The sequence below is a fragment of the Bradyrhizobium tropiciagri genome (assembly GCF_001189845.1).
Lineage (GTDB): Bacteria > Pseudomonadota > Alphaproteobacteria > Rhizobiales > Xanthobacteraceae > Bradyrhizobium > Bradyrhizobium tropiciagri.
In genome coordinates, this window is sequence record NZ_LFLZ01000026.1 from 18,763 (window position 1) to 36,870 (window position 18,108).

Genomic DNA, 18,108 nt, shown 5'->3' on the forward strand with positions numbered 1-18,108 from the left:
ACTTACCAGGCGACTTGCAAGGGCAAGGCAACGGACCGCTGCGGGTGCACCAGATGCCACCCCGGGCAGCACAGTCAGCGTGTGCCGAATCGAAAACCGAAAGGGATGGGAACGATGAGCGACGATGTCGAGAAGCGCGCGATTGGAAAGATGATGCGACGGCTGATTCCGTTCCTCATCCTGTGTTACTTCGTTGCCTATCTCGATCGCGTCAATGTCGGCTTCGCCAAGCTGCACATGAACACGGCGCTCGGCCTCAGCGAAGCCGCCTACGGGCTCGGCGCAGGCCTGTTCTTCGTCGGCTACTTCTTCTTCGAAGTCCCCTCCAACATCCTGCTGGAACGGTTCGGCGCGCGGCGCTGGATCGCCCGCATCATGATCAGCTGGGGCATCGTCTCGGCGGCATTCGCGTTCATCCCGCAGATGTCGGCAGCGAGCGGCCTCTCGAGCGAGTGGATCTTCTACTTCCTGCGCCTCTTGCTCGGCGCCTGCGAGGCCGGCTTCTTCCCCGGCATCATCTTCTATCTGACGCTCTGGTTCCCGACGATCTATCGGGCCCGCGTCATCAGCCTGTTCATGCTGGCGATCCCGATCTCGAGCATTATCGGAGCGCCGATCTCGGGCCTGCTGCTCAACCTGTCGGGCGCCGGCCTGACCGGGTGGCAATGGCTGTTCATCTGTGAAGCGCTGCCCTCGGTCCTGGTCGGCTTCGCCGTGCTGGCCATGCTGCCCGACTTTCCGCGTCAGGCGAGCTGGTTGCAGCCCGACGAGATCAAGTGGGTGCAGACCACCCTCGAGATCGAGCGGCAGAAGAAGGAAGCCGTGGAGCACATCTCGGTCATGCAGTCGCTCACCGATTCGCGCGTCCTCGCCTGCGCCCTCGTCTATTTCTGCCTGAACGCCGCCAGCTACGGCGTCGCGTTCTTCCTGCCGACCATCATCAAGGCGTTCGGCGTCACCGACACCCAGACCGGCCTGATCGCAGCCCTGCCCTTCGTGTTCGGCGCGGTCGGCATGGTGCTGCTCGGCCGCCATTCCGACAAGACCGGGGAGCGGCGCTACCACGTCGCCGGCGCGCTGGTGCTCGCAGCCGTCGGCATCGGCCTCGCCGGGTTGGTCTCCAGTCCGGTGCTGATCGTCGGCCTGCTCTGCCTCGCGCAGATCGGCGTTTCGGCGGTGCCGCCGATGTTCTGGCCGATGCCGGCCAGCATCCTGAACGGCGCCTCGGCCGCAGCAGGCATCGCTGCGATCAACTCGCTCGGCAATCTCTCAGGCTTCGCCGGCCCGTTCGCCATGGGCTATCTGAAGGACCTGACCGGTGGCTTCACCGCAGGCCTGCTGCTGCTCGCGGTCGTCGGCTTGATCGGCGCGCTCGTCACGATCCGGCTGCGGATCGATCCGGTCCTGGAGCGAGCCGCACGCGAGCCGATGCTGGCGCACTAAGGCGGGATGAGTTTTGGTTGAATCGGTTTGGCGCGGTCTCGGTTCACCTCTCCCCGTTGGGGAGAGGTCGGATTGCGAAGCAATCCGGGTGAGGGCTCTTGCCCTCTCGATAGACCGTAATCCCTCACCCGATTTGCTGCGCGAATCGACCTCTCCCAAGGGAGAGGTGAAGCTTCGACGCCGTTCCAGCTCAACCTAATCTCATCAGGCTTTAGCGCGTCATCTGGGGAGGCGCGCAGCGGCCTTCGGAAACGGAAGCGCGATGACGATCAACCCGATCTCATCGCGCTTTTGAGGTCTGGTTCAGGCCGCGACGACCCGCGGGCCCGTCACGGCCGCTTCCGACGGCGCGCAGGGCTTGCTCAGCATCGTCACTTCGGAGAAGCCGACGGCCCTGAGCTGATCGACCATCTGATGGCGGGCATCCTGTGCCATTCCGGCGTCGGGCACGACGACGGCCTGCGCCTTCGCGGTCAGCAGCTCGGCCGGCAGGTCGACGGCCGAGCCGGCGTCGAGCAGCACGTGATCGTAGACCCGGAGCAGCGCATCGATCGCAAGCGCCAGCCGCGGCGATTGCAGATGGCTGCGATCGAAGCCCGGGCGTCCGGCGCTGACGATCTGCACGCGCGACTGTCGATCCTTAGTGATGATCTGAGCGAACGTGGCCTCGCCCTGCATCAGCTCGGCCAGGCCGGGCGCTGCGGGATCGACGGTCGCCGCCGTCAGCACCGGCGAGGACGCGACGAGATCGATCACCACGACCTTGGCCTGCCGCGCCATCAGACGCGCCAGCGTCAGCGCGGTCCACGTGACGCTCTCGCCGGCGGCCGGGCCGAGCACCGTGACCTTGTGGGCGGCGGGACCGGCCGCGACAAGACGCTCGGCCAGCGCATCGATCTCGTCGACCGGTTGGGCGGGCGTTGGCTGCGGCTCGCTGATGACGGGCTCGTAGGCCATCGCAGGCTCCGGCGACAGTTCAGGCTCCGGCGCAAGGCTGGGCGCGAGCGGCGAAGCGAGCTCGGGCTCAGGCGGCAGCCTCGGCGCCGGTTCGTCCATAGCTGCGGTCTCCATGACCGGTTCGCGGCGCCGGATCACTGCGGCGGCCGGCGCGAAGGCGCGGCCCACCGCGCCCGGCGCGGAGATGCGCAGCAATTCGCCTGTTATGATGATGCCGGACGCCAGCAACAGCGTCGCAAGCGTTGCGATCAGCACGATCGGCAGTTTCTTCGGATAGGCCGGCGTGTTGGAGACCGTGGCGCGCGAGATGATGCGGCCGTCGGTCGGCGCCGCCTCGATGTTCTCGCGTGCGGTCGCCTCGCGATACTTGGCGAGATAGGCTTCCAGCAGATCGCGCTGCGCCTTGGCCTCGCGCTCCAGCCCGCGCAGCTGCACATCCTGACCATTGCTCGATGCGGCCTGCTTCTTCGACTGGTCCAGGCTCGCTTGCAATGCCTGAACACGTCCATCGGCGACCCGGGCATCGTTGTCGAGCGAGCGCGAGATCTTGCCGGCCTCCTCGCGCAACTGGCGGTCGAGATCGGAGATCTGCGCTTTCAATTCCTTGATGCGCGGGTGGTTGTCGAGCAGCGTCGACGACTGCTCGGCGAGCTGGGCGCGCAGCGTGCCGCGCTGCTCGGCGAGCCTGCGGATCAGCTCGGAATTGAGCACTTCCGAAGCCTCGATCGGCTTGCCGCTCTGAAGCATCTCGCGGATTAGCCGCGCCTTGGTCTCGGCATCCGCCTTCAGCGCACGCGCATTGTTGAGCTGCGTGTTCAGCTCGCCCATCTGCTGGTTGGACAGCGGGATGTTGTTGGTGCCGACGAACAGGCTCGACTTGGAGCGGAATTCCTCGACACGCGAATCCGCGTCGGCGACCTTGGTGCGCAGCTTGTCGATCTCGCCCAGCAACCACGTGCTGGCGGACTTGGCCTGGTCCTGCCGCGCCGCCTGCTGCAGCACGAGATAGCCGTCCGCGATCGAGTTGGCGACGCGGGCGGCGAGATCGGGATCCTCCGACTGGAATTCGACCACGATGACGCGCGACTTGTCGACCGCATAGGCCTGGAAGCGCTCATAGAAGGCGTCGAGCACCCGCTCTTCCGGCGTCAGGCTGAACGGATCGCGGCCGATGCCGAACAGCGCCAGCAGGGACTTCACTGGGGAGAAGCCGCGCAGCACCGGATCGAACTCCGGACGCTCGGCGAGCTTGTTCTTCTTGATGATGTCGCGCGCGAGATCGCGCGACATCACGAGCTGCACCTGGCTCGTGACGGCCTCGGCATCGAGCGAGGTGCGTTCGAGGTCACGCTCGCCGTTCGGACGCAGGAAGGCGTTCTCGCGGTTGTCGATCAGGATTCGCGCTTCCGACTTGTAGCGCGGCGTCACGACGTTGACGGCGGCAAGCGACAGCGCAAACACCAGCACGGTCGGCACGACGATCCAGCCTCGCTTGCGCGCCAGCGCGCTTCCGAGCACATGCAGATCGAGATCGGTTGCAGGGGCCGCACGCGCCGGCTCGTCAGGAGCTGACATCGCCGAAGCCGGCTTCGCAACGGCCTCGTCGGCGACGGGCGCAGACTTCGGCAGCGCCCGCTGCACGACGGCCTCTTCCTTGCCTCTACGCCAGAATGCAAAACGCATAACGAACTCCCGCGGACGCCGCGATTCCACCTCAATGCGGGCTATTACAGTCCATTAAGGTTGCTGCTGGGTTAATCGGCGCGGTTGACGGATACGGCTGCCACCACCACCCCGTCATGCTTTGTTAACCATGAGTGCCGTTAATCGGGGCCGGTAATTTCGTGGGATTCCTCACATGCGCGATTTGCGCGCTCCCCTTGTTTGTCTGATCGCTGCGCTCGCGCTGTCGGGCTGCATGGGCCGGACCTCGCCGGTTGCCGGCGACCCGGCCTTCGATCCGATGGCATATGGGCAGCCCTCCTTTGCCGGGCCGGTCGCCTATGCCGAGCCTGCGCCGACGCGCGAGGCCTATAATCTCGGCCCCGGCGACAGGCTTCGCGTCGTAGTCTATGGCCAGGAAGGCCTGACCAACTCCTATGCGATCGATGCAGCCGGCGCGATCACGATGCCGCTGATCGGCTCGGTGCCGGCGCGCGGCCGCACGCCGGCCGGGCTTGCCGCCGAGATCACCGCACGGCTGCGCAACGGCTTCATCCGCGAGCCGTCGGTGGCGGTCGAGATCGAATCCTACCGGCCGTTCTTCATTCTTGGTGAAGTCCAGGCCCCCGGCCAATATCCTTATGTGCCCAACATGACGGTCGAGAGCGCGGTGGCGATCGCAGGCGGCTTCTCGCCGCGCGCCCGGCGCGACGAGGTCACCCTCACGCACACCGATGCATCGGGCGCCGGCCGCTTCGTGGCTCCCCTGGGGACGCCGATCGGCCCCGGTGACACCGTGTTCGTCGGCGAACGCTGGTTCTGATCGATGGCGCAGGATCAAAATCAGGACCAGCCGCTCCGCATCCTGCATGTCGTCCGTGCCCCGGTCGGCGGCATCATCCGTCACATTCTCGACCTCGCCAACGGCCAGATCGAGCGCGGCCACCATGTCGGCATCGTCGCCGACAGCCTGACCGGCGGCACCCGTGCCGACGCAGTGCTCGCCGAGATCGAGCCGCGCCTCAAGCTCGGCGTCCACCGGGTCGCGATCCGCCGCGAGCCGCGCTTCGCCGACTTCATGGTCTGGGCACATATCGCCGGCCTGATCCGCAAGCTGAAACCCGATGTCGTGCACGGCCATGGCGCCAAGGCCGGCGCTTACGTTCGGCTGCGGCGGCGCTCGAACAAGGTGATCCGGGTCTACACGCCGCATGGCGGCTCGCTGCACTATCCGCTCGACACCTGGAAGGGCCGCTTCTACAGCCAGCTTGAGCGCACGCTGATGAACAGCACCGACCTGTTCCTGTTCGAGAGCGCGTTCGCCCGTGACACCTATCAGCGCACGGTGGGCAAGCCCGCGGGCCTTGTGCGCTGCGTGTTCAACGGCGTCACCTCGGAGGAATTCGAACCGGTTGCCAGAGCCGATGACGCCACCGACGTCGCCTATGTCGGCGAATTCCGCCGCATCAAGGGCGCCGACCTTCTGATCGACGCGGTCGCCAAGCTGCGCGCTGACGGCAAGCCGGTGACGCTGACGCTCGGCGGCGACGGCGAGGAGTTCGAGCGGCTCAAGGAGCAGGTGAAGCGGCTGTCGCTCGGTGATGCCGTTCGCTTCATCGGCCACGTCAAGGCACGCTACGGCTTCTCCAAGGGCAGCCTGCTGGTCGTTCCTTCGCGCGGCGATTCGATGCCCTATGTGGTGATCGAGGCCGGCGCTGCCGGAATTCCGATGATCGCCGCCAATGTCGGCGGCATCCCGGAGATCTTCGATACCCACACCGACGCCCTGTTCGCACCCAGTAATGCCGCTGCGATGGCCGATGCGATCAAAGCGGCGCTCGACAATCCCGCCGCGACCGCGACACGCGCGCAAAATCTGCGCGAGCGGATTTCCGAACATTTCTCGCAGAGCGCGATGGTCGAGGGCGTGCTGGCCGGCTATCGCGACGCATTTGCCAAACGTTAACCACTTCTTGCACACGTAACCGTTTCTTCCGATTTGTCCCCTTAAGTCGCGTCCGGGGGAATTTCGCTGCTGCGCGCGGATGCCCATCTGCAGGCGCAGGAATGGACGTGGACTCGTGGAACCGTTTAACGCACGCTCGATGCTGGATGCGGCTACGTCTGCGACGGCTGCTCAGCCACAGGCCGAACGCCGCCGCCGCCTGTCGCCGGCCGCGCTCGCCGTCACCAATCAGAAAGTTCGCGGCGCTTACTCGCCGGTCGTGATCGCCGGCGTGGTTCGCCTCGCCGATTTCGTGCTGCTCAGCCTGGTCGGCGTCGGGCTCTATCTCGCCTACGTCAGGCCGCTCGCCGGCGGCGGCATCCATTGGGGATACATCACCTCGATCCTCGGCATGTCGGCTGCGGCCGTGGTCTGCTTCCAGGCCGCCGACATCTACCAGGTGCAGATCTTCCGCGGCCAGCTTCGCCAGATGACGCGGATGATCTCGTCATGGGCCTTCGTGTTCCTGCTGTTCATCGGCGTCTCCTTCCTGGTCAAGCTCGGTGGCGAGGTGTCGCGGGTCTGGCTGTCGTCGTTCTTCTGCCTCGGCCTTGCGATCCTGATCGCCGAACGGCTGGCGCTGCGCTCGATGGTGCGGGCCTGGGCGCATGACGGCCGGCTCGACCGCCGCACCATCATCGTCGGCGCCGACCAGAACGGCGAGAAGCTGATCGAGGCGCTGAACGCCGACGACGACACCGACATCCACGTGCTCGGCGTGTTCGATGATCGCAACGACGCCCGCGCCATGGAGACATGCGCCGGCTCGCCGAAGCTCGGCAAGGTCGACGATATCGTCGAGTTCGCCCGCCGCACCCGCGTCGACCTCGTGCTGTTCGCGCTGCCGATCTCGGCCGAGACCCGCATCCTGGAAATGCTCAAGAAGCTGTGGGTGCTGCCGGTCGACATCCGCCTGTCGGCCCATACCAACAAGCTGCGCTTCCGGCCCCGCTCCTATTCCTATCTCGGCAAGGTGCCGACGCTTGATGTGTTCGAGGCGCCGATCACCGACTGGGATCTGGTGCTGAAATGGCTGTTCGACCGCGTGGTCGGCGGCCTCGCCTTGCTCGCGGCGCTGCCGGTGCTGGGACTGGTGGCGCTTGCGGTGAAGCTCGACAGCCCCGGCCCGGTGCTGTTTCGCCAGAAGCGGTTCGGCTTCAACAACGAGCGGATCGACGTCTACAAGTTCCGTTCGCTCTACCACCACCAGGCCGATCCGACCGCCTCCAAGGTCGTGACCAAGAACGATCCGCGCGTCACCCGCGTCGGCCGCTTTATCCGCAAGAGCTCGCTCGACGAATTGCCGCAGCTGTTCAACGTCGTGCTGAAGGGCAATCTCTCGCTGGTCGGCCCGCGTCCGCACGCCGTGCAGAGCAAGCTGGAGAACCGCCTGTTCGACGAGGCGGTCGACGGCTACTTCGCGCGCCACCGCGTCAAGCCCGGCATCACCGGCTGGGCACAGATCAACGGCTGGCGCGGCGAAGTCGACACCGACGAGAAGATCCAGAAGCGCGTCGAATACGACCTCTATTACATCGAGAACTGGTCGGTGCTGTTCGACCTCTACATCCTGCTCAAGACCCCGTTCTCGCTGATTACAAAGAACGAGAACGCGTACTGAGAATCGAGACCAACTGCCGTCATTGCGAGCGCAGCGAAGCAATCCATCTCGCAGCTCGAGGATAGGTGGATTGCTTCGTCGCTTCGCTCCTCGCAATGACGAGCGCCAGTGCTGTATCTGTTGCGTGAGTATCCGATGGCCTATGCGGCGACAGCCGGGACGTCCCAATCGCTGACATCGGCGCCGCCAGGCGTGCTGGCGCTGCAGCGGGCGCTGGTATGGCTCGCCGGCGCGTCGATCGCCATCGTGTTCATCGAGCCGAGCCCGTATGAACTGGTCACCCTGACCGCCTGCGTGCTGTTCTTCGCAACCGGCCTGCGCATGCAGCTCGTGTTCATGCCGCTGCTGTTCGCGCTGATCGTGCTCAATGTCGGCTACAGCATCGGCGCGGTGCCGTTCCTCGACAAGCCGGAGGTGGTGAACTGGGTCCTCACCTCCTGGTACATGGCCGTCACCGTCATCTTCTTCGCGATGGTGATGTCGGAGGATACCGAGGCGCGGCTCGACATGCTGCGCCGGGGGCTGATCGTCGGCGCGATGATCGCCTCGCTGGCGGGCATCGCCGGCTACTTCCATCTGGTGCCCGGCGGCTATGATCTGCTGACGCTGTATGATCGCGCGCGCGGCACCTTCAAGGATCCGAACGTGCTCGGCGCGTTCCTGATTCTGCCCGCGCTGTTCACACTGCAGAGCGTGGTCTCCGACCGCTTCGGCAAGGCGTTTCGCAACGCCATCGCCTTCGGCATCATCTCGCTCGCGATCCTGCTGTCATTCTCCCGCGCCGCCTGGGGTGGCCTCGTGATCACCGCGGCATTCATGCTGGCGCTGATGGTGTTCACCAGCCGCTCGCAGGCGCAGCGCTCGCGCATTATCGTGATGACCTTGATCGCCGCGATCCTCGCCGTTGCGCTGATCGCTGTGCTGCTGTCGATCGGCACGGTCGCCGACATGTTCAAGCAGCGCGCGAGCTTCGACCAGAGCTACGACGAAGGCCGCTTCGGCCGGTTCGGCCGCCACATCCTCGGCGCCCAGATGGCATTGGAACTGCCGTTCGGCATCGGGCCGCTGCAGTTCCACACCTACTTCCCCGAGGACACCCACAACTCCTTCCTCAACGCCTTCATGTCGGGTGGCTGGATCTCTGGCATCTGCTATCCGGCGCTGGTGTTCGTCAGCGCGATCATCGGCTTCCGCTACATCTACATGCGGGTGCCGTGGCAGCGCGACTATCTGGCGATCTTCTCGGCCTTCCTCGGCATCGCGGGCGAGAGCTTCATCATCGATACCGACCATTGGCGGCATTTCTGGATGATGCTGGGTACGATGTGGGGCATGTACGCCGCGGCCGAGCGCTACCGTGCGACATCGCTCGAGGTCAGCGACGAGACTTCGGCGGCATCTTGAGCTTGGCGCGCTGCTCGGGCGGCGTGTCGATCACGCTCTTCAGCGCGGCGGTCGCCTCCAGGACACCCTTGTGGCCGTCATTGGCGAAGCGCAGCAGCAGCCGCAACTCGTCTTCGGTGTAGCTGCTCCAGACCTTGAGCATCGCCTCCTGCATCGGCACGTAGAACTTGCCTATCTCGGCGGCCTTTTCCTCGATCACCGAGATGAAGACCTTGCGGCGGTCGCTCTCGTCCCGCTCGCGGCGCACGTAACCCGCCTTCTCCATCCGATCCACCACGCCGGTGATGGCGCCCGTGGTCAGCCCGGTCACCTCGGCAAGACGGCCGGCAGTCACCCGCCCCTCGAGCAGCAGGATGTCCATGCATTCCATGTCGGAATTGGAGATTCCGGCAACTTCCGCAACGGCTTGGCCATACATCACGCCCTGCGCGGATGACCGGCGCATCGCCTCCTCGAGTTCCTGCACCAGCGCTTCGCGCGACTTCGCACTTGACAAAGCTGCTCCTATATCTTACTCGCCTAATATCTTATAAACTAAGATAATTAGCAACTAACCTTTCGTAGCCCACACGGATGCATGGAGCAAGGCATGGCCTCACGTCCCCGTAAAGCTCTGATCATTGGCGCCGGCATCGCAGGTCCGGTGACCGCGATGTTCCTGACCCGCGCCGGCATCGAGGCCGAGCTTTATGAAGCCTGGCCGTATTCCACCGGGATCGGCGGCGGCCTGCAGATCGCGCCCAACGGCATGCATGTGCTGGCGGAGCTCGGCCTCGCCGACGAACTGATCCGCAACGGCTCGATCGCCGAATCGTTCGACTTCTATTCGCAGAGCGGCAAGAAGCTCGGCTCGCTCAACCAGAACATGCAGCAGCGGTTCGGCCAGCCCGCAGTGAACATGTGCCGCGCGACGTTGAACGAGACGCTGATCGACAAGGCGTGGGGCTCCAACGTCTCGGTGTTCTTCGAGAAGAAGCTGGTGAAGATCGAAGATCGCGGCGACCAGCCGGTGATCGCCTATTTCAACGACGGCACCACCGCCGAGGGCGATTTCGTGATCGGCGCCGACGGCGTGCACTCGGCGGTGCGGCGGCACGTGATCCCGGACGGACCGACGCCGTTTGATACCGGTCTGATCGGTTTCGGCGGATTCGTGCCACGCGCCATGTTCGAGCGCCTCTCGATCGGCCAGAAGGTGGAGACCACGTTCGGGCAAAGCGGGTTCTTCGGCTACGGCCTGTGCAGTCCCGATCCGGACACCGGCGGGATGTGGTGGAGCACCCAGCCATCACACGGCATGACCGCGGCGGCGTATCGCCTGCAGAGCCAGGACGCCATCAGGCGGCATCTGCGCGAATTCCACGCCGGCTGGCACGCGCCGATCCCCGATATCATCGAGGCCGCCGAGAACATCGTAGTCACCGACACGCTCGACGTCGCGACGCTGCCGACCTGGTCGCGCAAGCGGACGCTCCTGATCGGCGATGCCGCGCACGCCACCAGCCCGCATGCCGGCCAGGGCGCTTCGCTCGCGCTGGAAGACGCGCTGCGGCTCGGCATCCTGATGCGCGACGGCCAGGAGCTCGGCCTGACATTCCAGGCGTTCGAGCACGAGCGGCGCCCGCGCGCCGAGAAGATCGTGGCGATCGCCCGCCGCAACGGTAACAGCAAGCGCGAGTTCAGCCCGACCGGCGCGTGGCTGCGCGATCACATGCTGAAGCTGCTGCTGCCGGTGTCGTCCAAGGGCATGGATTTCATGTACGCGTATAATCCGCGGGCGGCGGCGTAGTGCGCGGCTGTCATGCCCCGCGAAAGCGGGGCATCCAGCATTCCAGAGACGTTTGTGCTTGAGCCGAGAAGCCGCGGCGTACTGGATCGCCCGGTCGAGCCGGGCGATGACAGCCGTTGGGCGTTGCGCGACTTACTTCTCGACCTCAAACGTCAGCCCAGCGTGGTCGACCAGGCGCTTGATCAGCCTACCTTGCATCGCAGCTCCCGGCGTCCAGAACCCGGGTGCGACATCGGGCGTATCGCGCAACAGGCAGATCGCGCATTCCGAGATCATCTTCGAGGTCGAGCCGTAGCCGGGATCGCGATCGCCCTTGACGCCGGCGCGGACCATGCGGCCGTCGGGCGCGACCGCGAGATAGAGCAGATCGTAGCGGCCGTTCTCGCGCTCTTCCTTGGACGGCCCCTCGCCCGGCTTCGGTGCGCTGGGACCGGTCTTCTCGGAATTCAGCGCCATCACCTTCTTTGCATTGGCCTCGCCCTTCTCGCCCGGGCCGGTCAGGACCATCTCGTCGTAGACGAAGTCGCGCCCGTAAGGAAAGCCCATCAGCATGTTGGAGCGGTGGACGTTGCGCGTGTTGATCAGCGCCATCATGAACGGCGCGGTCCAGGAGTGCAGATCCTCCTCGTAAGCCGGCTTGCTGCCGCGCGGCTGCTTCGCCCCCTCGAAGCCCGGGGTCAGTGCGAAGGGATTGTTGAGGATCGCGACCAGGCTCAAGTCCTTGGCGACCGCATCGAAGGTTGCCTTGGCGCTCGCGGCCGTGCCGCCGGACAGCGTGCCGCGCATGTCGCGCACGCGGCCCTTGACGCGCTGCGCCGGCGCACCGAACACGCGCTTGGCTTCCTCCTGCACGAAGAACGCGCCGAGCTCGAACGGCACCGAGTCGAAGCCGCAGGAGAACACGATCCGCGCGCCGCTGGCCTTTGCCACGGCTTCGTGTTTGTCGATCATCTGCCGCATCCAGACCGGCTCGCCGCAGAGATCGAAATAGTCGGTGCCGCTTTCCACGCAGGTGGCAATCAACTCATTGCCATAGAGCTGATACGGACCGACCGTCGAGATGACAGAGTTGGTCTGCGCCAGCATCGTCTTCAGCGATGCGGCATCGCTGGCATCGGCAACGATCAAGGGCGTATCGGCGGGCGCGCCGATCGCATCGCGAACCGAGGCGAGCTTGTCCTTGCTGCGCCCGGCCATCGCCCATTTCAGGCCGCCGTCGCGATAATGCGCCGCGAGATATTCGGCCACGAGCTGACCGGTGAATCCGGTCGCACCGTAGACGACGATATCGAGTTTCGACGAGGACATGGATCAGGCTCCCACACAACGAGATTGCCCCGTTTTGTCATTGCGAGCGCAGCGAAGCAATCCATTTCACCGCGTGTGCGGAGCATGGATTGCGTCGTCGCTCCGCTCCTCGCAATGACGGAAGATGCCCCTACTTCTTGTAAGACACCCCCATGCCGGCGCGCACGTCGGCCTGGATGCCATAGGGCGCTATCGGATAGCGCAGGCCGTTCTTGGCGAGCTGCTTCATTCCGGCGATCGCCTTCACCAGATAGGCCGGCGGCAGCGCCATCAGCATCTCCTCGTCGGGCACGCCGCCATAGCGGCGCTCGGCGAAGCACGGCAGCGACAGGCTTGGCTCGCCGGTCTTCAGCGCCCGCCCCCAGGAGTCCGCGCACGCGGTTTCGCCGACCACGCCCCACTCGAACTTCTTGTAGCCGGTGTATTGAAGCCCGTTGATCAGGATGATCATCTGGCCCGGCGTCGCATAGACGAGGCAGATGTCGGGCGGGTTGAGGCGGCCGCTGGTCAGCGGGCTCACCACCATCGCCTGGTACTGGCCGTAAGGCACCACGTCGAGCGCCTCCTGGCGCTTGCGCGCGTCCTCGGCGGTGCCGTGCCAGACGCCGACATAGTTCTCGCCGGCCAGCCACTTCTCGTCCTGCGGCGCGAGCCCGATCACCGCGCGGCATTGCGCGCCGACCAGATCGTCGCCGGTGATGCCGACGGTCCAGCCGAGCCGCGAGGCCATGCTGACGATCTGGTCCGTGGTGTGAACCGCCGACGGACGGCGGATCTTCGGGATCGCCTCCATCTCCTCGACGCGGGCGAACATCTTGATGCCGATGACCGTGGTCTTCAGCCGCAGCAGGGTGTTCAGATCGGCCACGATCGCGGCAAGGTCGAACTGTTCCGGCGGTGTCTGCTGTTGCATGGTGTGAACTCCCGTGATCGGCGGCTTGGCGCTGCCTGTTGGTGTGATGTTAGAGCATTTTCGAGCGAAGTGGGTACCGGTTCGCGTGAAGAAAATGCGTTAGACAAGAATCAGATTGGTCGACGGAAGCGACCGGCTCGTCGCTCAACGCGGGCCCGGTCCCGGCAGCAAATCGTCGATTTTTCCAGCCAGATGATAGGCCAGCAGCCCGATCCACTCCCGGGTGCCGAGATCGGTGCGCGACAGGCCCTCGATCGCAAGCGTCGCAAAGCTCGTGACATTGCCGACACGCCAGTCGACCGGATAGGCCTCGACGTTGAATCCCGCCTTGCGGAACAGCCCGATCGAGCGCGGCATGTGATAGGCCGAGGTGACGAGCAGCCAGCGCTCGCCCGGCTTGGGATCGACCAGCGCCTTGGAGAACTCGGCGTTCTCCACGGTGTTGCGCGAGCGGCGCTCGATGATCAACCGCGATTTGGCAATGCCGAGGCTCTCGAACATCTCGGCGGCATAGTCGGCCTCGCGCGCATCATTCGAGATCAGGTTGGCACTGCCGCCGGTGAACACGAGCCGCGCGTTCGGATATTTGCGCGCGAGCGCCGCCGCCGCGATGACGCGATCGGCCGCACTGCGCACCACAGGTGTGCCGTGCTCGACCGACAGATCGGCATCGATCGAGCCACCGAGCACGATGATGCCGTCGGGCGCGCCGCGCGAGGCGTCCCATGGTGGGAAGCGCTGCTCCAGCGTTGAGATCAGGACATTGCCGAGCGGCGAGAAGCCGCAGATCGCGAGCAGCAGCAGCGAGGCCACCGTCAACCTGCGGCCGAGGCGGGCAAACCGCGTCAGCAGCAGCACCGCGCCGATCACGCCAATCCCGATCAGGAAATTGATCGGCAGCAGCATGATGCCGACCGTCTTGGAGAGCACAAAAAACAAGGGAAGCCTCTGCGAAGTTCTGCTACAGCGTCATACGCTGCTGGGAAACTAATCAAAAGCCGTCACATGACCCATCATCATCTGAAGTCCAGTCCCGAAACCTGCCATTGGGGCTTCTTCGAAGCCAAGCTGAAGCCGGTCCTGACGATTGCGAGCGGCGACGAAGTCACGATCGAGACCGTCAGCGGCGGCGCCGACGTGGTGCCCGACCGCAGCAAATTCCATGTCCCGCCCGAGCTCGACGACATCCACGCGAAGAACGAGCGGATCGTGCCCGGGCATATCCTGACCGGCCCGATCGCAGTTGCCGGCGCCGAACCCGGCGACGTGCTCGAGGTCGACATTCTCGACGTCCAGCTGCGCCAGGACTGGGGCTACAATCTGATCAAGCCGCTGTCCGGCACCCTGCCCGACGATTTTCACGAGACCCGCATCCTCAACATCCCGCTCGATCGCGACCGCATGGTCGGCCGTATGCCATGGGGGCTCGACCTGCCGCTGAAACCGTTCTTCGGCGTGATGGGCGTCTCGCCGCCGCCGGCCTGGGGCCGCATCTCCTCGCTGATCCCGCGCGCGATGGGCGGCAATCTCGACAACAAGGAGCTCGGTGCCGGCGCCAAGCTCTATCTGCCGGTGTTCGTGCCGGGCGCGCTGTACTCCTGCGGCGACGGCCACGGCGTGCAGGGCGACGGCGAAGTCTGCGTCACCGCGATCGAGACCGCGCTCACCGGCCGCTTCCGCCTGACCCTGCGCAAGGATCTCAAGTTCACCTATCCGCGGGCCGAGACCGCGGACCATTACATCACCATGGCGATGGATCCCGATCTCGACCAGTGCGCGGTGCGGGCGCTGCGCGACATGATCGTGCTGCTTGGCGAGAAGCGCAATCTGTCGCGCGAAGACGCCTACACGCTGTGCAGCCTGGCCGCCGACCTGCGGGTCACCCAGACCGTCAACGGCTCCAAGGGCATTCACTGCATGATCGCCAAATCGGTCGTTCACGGTTAGCACCGTCATTCCGGGGCGATGCGCAGCATCGAACCTCAGGGCGCAATTGCGCACCGGGGACTCTCGAGATTCCGCGTTCTCGCTTCGCGAGCCCCGGAATGACGAAGGCCAAATAGCCGCACTTGTGCTCCACGCGCGCGGCTCGATACAATCCCCCGCCCAACGAAACAAAAATGGACGGGGACGGATATGCTGAAGGACAGGCTTTCGCCGGCCGACGAGGCTGCGCGCGACAAGGAGATGCAGGAGACGCTCGCCGCCTGCCCGCGCATCCTCGATCTCATCGCCCGCGGCCCGCAGGGGGCGCCGGACGCCGAAGCTGCGATCTATCTGCGCTCGCCGCTCGATCCCAACCCGGTCGTGATTTCGAACGATCAGCTGATGGGCTGCATCAAGGCGGCCGAAACCTATTTCCGCAGCCAAGGCATCGGCAAGGATGATGCGGTGGCGATCCTGCTGCCCGCCTGTCCGGCCAGCATCGTCGCGATCTTCGGCGCCGCCGCCTGCGGGGTCGCCGAGCCGCTCAACCTGCTGTTCACGCGAGAGGCGATCACGGCCCAGCTCAATGCCATCAATGCGAAGCTGCTGATCGCGCCGCCGCCGGGAATGCCGGGCGGGCTCTATGAGCGGGTCGAGGGGCTGCAGCGCGAGGTGCCCTCGCTCAAGCGCATCGTGATCGCGCCGCTCGACGGCAGCATTTCCTTCGACGGCGAAGTGCTGCGGCCTGATCCGGCCTGGCGCGACGACTACGGCAAGTCGAGCGACATGAGCGAGGCCGACCGTGTCGCGGTGATGCTGCCGACCGGTGGCACCACCGGCCATCCCAAGGTGGCGCGGCTCACCAACCGCGCGATGGTCGCCTCCACCTTATCCTCGCGAATGGCGCTCGACTTCCACCGCGGCGAACGTGCGATGATCACGATGCCGCTGTTCCATGTCGGCGGCCTGTTCTGCACGACGGCCAATTGCCTGGCGGCCGGCACCACGATCTTCATCCCCGGCCCCGCCGGAGCGCGCGATCCGGCGCTGATCACGCATTTCTGGAAGATCATCGAGAAATACCGCGTCAACATCTCCGGCAACGTGCCGACCACGCTCGGCGCCCTGGCCGACATCCCGGTCGCCGACAGCGACATCTCGACCCTGCGCGTCACCGCCACCGGCGCCTCGATCTGCCCGCCGGAAATCGAACGGCGCTATCTTGCGACCTGGGGCGGCCCCTGCATCCAGCAGCTCTACGGCATGACCGAGCTTGCCGGCGCCATCACCCATGACGTCCACGGCGTGAAGCCGCGCGCCGAGAGCGTCGGCACCCGCAATCCGCTGGTCGAGCTCGCGATCCTCGAGGGCGGCAAGCTGCACACCGGGCCGTGGCCCTCGCCGGTCGGCGAGCTCCTGACCAGGGGCCCGCAGGTGTTCGCCGGTTACGTCGACAAGAAGCAGACCGAAGAGGCGTTCAGCGACGGCTGGCTGCGCACCGGCGACATCTGCCGCATCGATGCCGACGGCTTCGTCTACATCATGGGCCGCGCCAAGGACGTCATCATCCGCGGCGGCCACAACATCGACCCGCGCGCGATCGAGGACGCCGCGCTGGCGTTTCCGGGCGTCGCGCTGGCCGCGGCGGTCGGACGACCCGACAGCTATGCCGGCGAAGTGCCGATGCTGTTCGTCTCGGCGCAGCCCGGCGCGCATATCGATCCACAGGCGCTCGCCGCGTTCGTGCAGGACAACATCCTGGAGCCGCCGGCGCGGCCACGCGTGGTGTCGGTGATCCCCGAGATGCCGGTCACGCCGGTCGGCAAGATCTTCAAGCCGAAGCTGCGCGAGATCGCCGCCGGCGAGGCTGCGCGCGAGCTGCTGGCCCGGGAAGGACTGTCCGGCGAGGTCCGTGTCGAGGCCATCACCGACCCGTCCCGCGGGCTGTACCTGAGCGTGACCGCGCCTGCGGACAAGGCCGAAACCGCTGAGCGGCTTCTCAAGAAGTTCCCGATCAAGGTCGAATTACGCAGCTAACCTATTCATATAACTAAACAATCGAATCAAAACGCCGCGCCGGAATCGACCTCCGGCGCGGCTGTTCGCATTTTGCGGCCGCCGGCTTGACGAACCGCGACATTCCTAAATAGACTCTAAATAGATACTTTTCAGTGCAGGCGTTCAGGGTTAAGCATTTTCTCATGGCTACGGAAAAGGCCGAAACCGACCGCGTCCCGGTCACACTGGCGCTCTCGACCATTGGTTATCTCGAGAAGCTGGTGAGACAGGGCACCCACGGCACGAGCGTCCCGGGCGTTGCACGGACATTGATCGAGGAAGGCATTCGGCTCGCCATCAAGGACGGGTTGCTTGCAATCCGCGATAACGGCCGCACGCCCTGAGAGCATGATCCGGAAAAGTGGAGACCGGTTTTCCGAAAGGATCATGCTCCGGAACCAAGGGCGTGTGTGGAGGCGCGGCGGTTCAACACAGAACGTGGAACCGTCAGATGATTGTCAACCAAGAGACCTGGACGCCGGAGCGCGTCGACCAACTGAAAATCTACTTTGAAGCCGGCCTCTCCTGCCGCGACATCGCCGTCAATATCGGCGTCAGCCGCAATGCGGTGATCGGCAAGCTGTCGCGGCTGAACCTCACCCGCACGACGCCGGACGAACGCCGGGCGCGGCGGAAGAAAGCCACCGCGCACGCCGCGCAACGCGCGACCGCGAAGCAGCAGCTCCAGCTGCTACAGGCGGTTTACGAGCCGGAGCCCGACGATGCGCCTGTCGTCAGCGTCAACAGCTGCTCGCTGTTCGAACTGAGCGAGCAGCGCTGCCGCTGGCCGATCAGTAGCCCGGGCGCCGATGATTTCTGCTTCTGCGGCAACACCCCGCTCGGCGGCATGCCCTATTGCTCGGGGCATTACCGCCTCGCCTATCAGGCAGGGTCCCGCCAGCGCGCGATGCGCGGGTAGCTTACACTAGAAGCGCCGATCCCGTCATCCTGAGGAGGCCGCAACGCGGCCGTCTCGAAGGATCGACGGCCGCTAGCCGGGCCGTGCATGCTTCGAGACGCGC

At 65.4% G+C, this 18,108-nt stretch carries 15 protein-coding genes; 10 read left to right on the forward strand and 5 right to left on the reverse strand.

Translation table 11 applies throughout. The features are described 5' to 3' along the window. The first annotated feature begins 105 nt into the window (after positions 1-105). The gene (locus AKN84_RS21140) at positions 106-1,443 is read left to right on the forward strand and encodes an MFS transporter (protein WP_050422565.1); all 1,338 of its coding nucleotides are present in this window, start codon (positions 106-108) and stop codon (positions 1,441-1,443) included. 303 nt (positions 1,444-1,746) lie between these two features. Here the strand turns inward: AKN84_RS21140 and AKN84_RS21145 are convergent, their stop codons facing one another. Further along, positions 1,747-4,083, reverse strand: coding sequence for a GumC family protein (locus AKN84_RS21145; protein ID WP_050422566.1), 2,337 nt, complete (start codon positions 4,081-4,083; stop codon positions 1,747-1,749). A gap of 175 nt (positions 4,084-4,258) precedes the next feature. Between AKN84_RS21145 and AKN84_RS21150 the strand changes: the two genes are divergently transcribed. From AKN84_RS21150 to AKN84_RS21165, 4 genes are all read left to right on the forward strand, one after another. Further along, positions 4,259-4,885, forward strand: a complete 627-nt coding sequence (locus tag AKN84_RS21150; RefSeq protein WP_050422567.1) for a polysaccharide biosynthesis/export family protein — start codon at positions 4,259-4,261, stop codon at positions 4,883-4,885. Between the two features lie 3 nt (positions 4,886-4,888). Further along, on the forward strand, positions 4,889-6,028 hold the full coding sequence (locus tag AKN84_RS21155) for a glycosyltransferase family 4 protein (RefSeq protein ID WP_050422568.1): 1,140 nt from the start codon (positions 4,889-4,891) through the stop codon (positions 6,026-6,028). 115 nt (positions 6,029-6,143) lie between these two features. Beyond that, positions 6,144-7,688, forward strand: coding sequence for an undecaprenyl-phosphate glucose phosphotransferase (locus AKN84_RS21160; protein ID WP_050422569.1), 1,545 nt, complete (start codon positions 6,144-6,146; stop codon positions 7,686-7,688). 135 nt (positions 7,689-7,823) lie between these two features. Then, positions 7,824-9,092, forward strand: a complete 1,269-nt coding sequence (locus AKN84_RS21165) for an O-antigen ligase family protein (protein WP_050422641.1) — start codon at positions 7,824-7,826, stop codon at positions 9,090-9,092. Here the strand turns inward: AKN84_RS21165 and AKN84_RS21170 are convergent. Continuing rightward, positions 9,064-9,537 carry a MarR family transcriptional regulator gene (locus AKN84_RS21170; protein ID WP_050422642.1) on the reverse strand — a complete coding sequence of 158 codons (474 nt, stop codon included), beginning with the start codon at positions 9,535-9,537 and terminating at the stop codon, positions 9,064-9,066. The two genes, AKN84_RS21165 and AKN84_RS21170, sit on opposite strands and share 29 nt — an antisense overlap. Before the next feature lie 144 nt (positions 9,538-9,681). On the opposite strand from AKN84_RS21170, the gene AKN84_RS21175 reads away from it, so the two are divergent. Next, positions 9,682-10,881, forward strand: coding sequence for an FAD-dependent oxidoreductase (locus AKN84_RS21175; protein WP_050422643.1), 1,200 nt, complete (start codon positions 9,682-9,684; stop codon positions 10,879-10,881). A 132-nt stretch (positions 10,882-11,013) separates the two neighbouring features. Here the strand turns inward: AKN84_RS21175 and AKN84_RS21180 are convergent, their stop codons facing one another. From AKN84_RS21180 to AKN84_RS21190, 3 genes are all read right to left on the reverse strand, one after another. Then, on the reverse strand, positions 11,014-12,189 hold the full coding sequence (locus AKN84_RS21180; protein ID WP_050422570.1) for a saccharopine dehydrogenase family protein: 1,176 nt from the start codon (positions 12,187-12,189) through the stop codon (positions 11,014-11,016). A 130-nt stretch (positions 12,190-12,319) separates the two neighbouring features. After that, positions 12,320-13,102 carry a DUF169 domain-containing protein gene (locus AKN84_RS21185; protein ID WP_050422571.1) on the reverse strand — a complete coding sequence of 261 codons (783 nt, stop codon included), beginning with the start codon at positions 13,100-13,102 and terminating at the stop codon, positions 12,320-12,322. A 144-nt stretch (positions 13,103-13,246) separates the two neighbouring features. Next, a complete protein-coding gene (locus AKN84_RS21190; protein WP_128971043.1) occupies positions 13,247-14,041 on the reverse strand; it encodes a YdcF family protein in 795 nt (264 codons plus the stop codon). A 66-nt stretch (positions 14,042-14,107) separates the two neighbouring features. On the opposite strand from AKN84_RS21190, the gene AKN84_RS21195 reads away from it, so the two are divergent. The 4 genes from AKN84_RS21195 to AKN84_RS21210 all read left to right on the forward strand — a co-directional run bounded on the left by AKN84_RS21195 (position 14,108) and on the right by AKN84_RS21210 (position 18,005). Then, positions 14,108-15,049 (forward strand): acetamidase/formamidase family protein, encoded by a 942-nt coding sequence (locus tag AKN84_RS21195; protein WP_050422572.1) that lies wholly within the window; start codon positions 14,108-14,110, stop codon positions 15,047-15,049. Positions 15,050-15,238: 189 nt separating this feature from the next. Next, entirely contained in the window at positions 15,239-17,065 is a 1,827-nt protein-coding gene (locus AKN84_RS21200; protein WP_050422573.1) for an AMP-binding protein, read from the forward strand. Positions 17,066-17,229: 164 nt separating this feature from the next. After that, positions 17,230-17,430 (forward strand): hypothetical protein, encoded by a 201-nt coding sequence (locus tag AKN84_RS21205; RefSeq protein WP_016844973.1) that lies wholly within the window; start codon positions 17,230-17,232, stop codon positions 17,428-17,430. A gap of 107 nt (positions 17,431-17,537) precedes the next feature. After that, positions 17,538-18,005: a GcrA family cell cycle regulator gene (locus tag AKN84_RS21210; protein ID WP_050422574.1), complete on the forward strand. Its 468-nt coding sequence runs from the start codon at positions 17,538-17,540 to the stop codon at positions 18,003-18,005. Positions 18,006-18,108 lie beyond the last annotated feature (103 nt).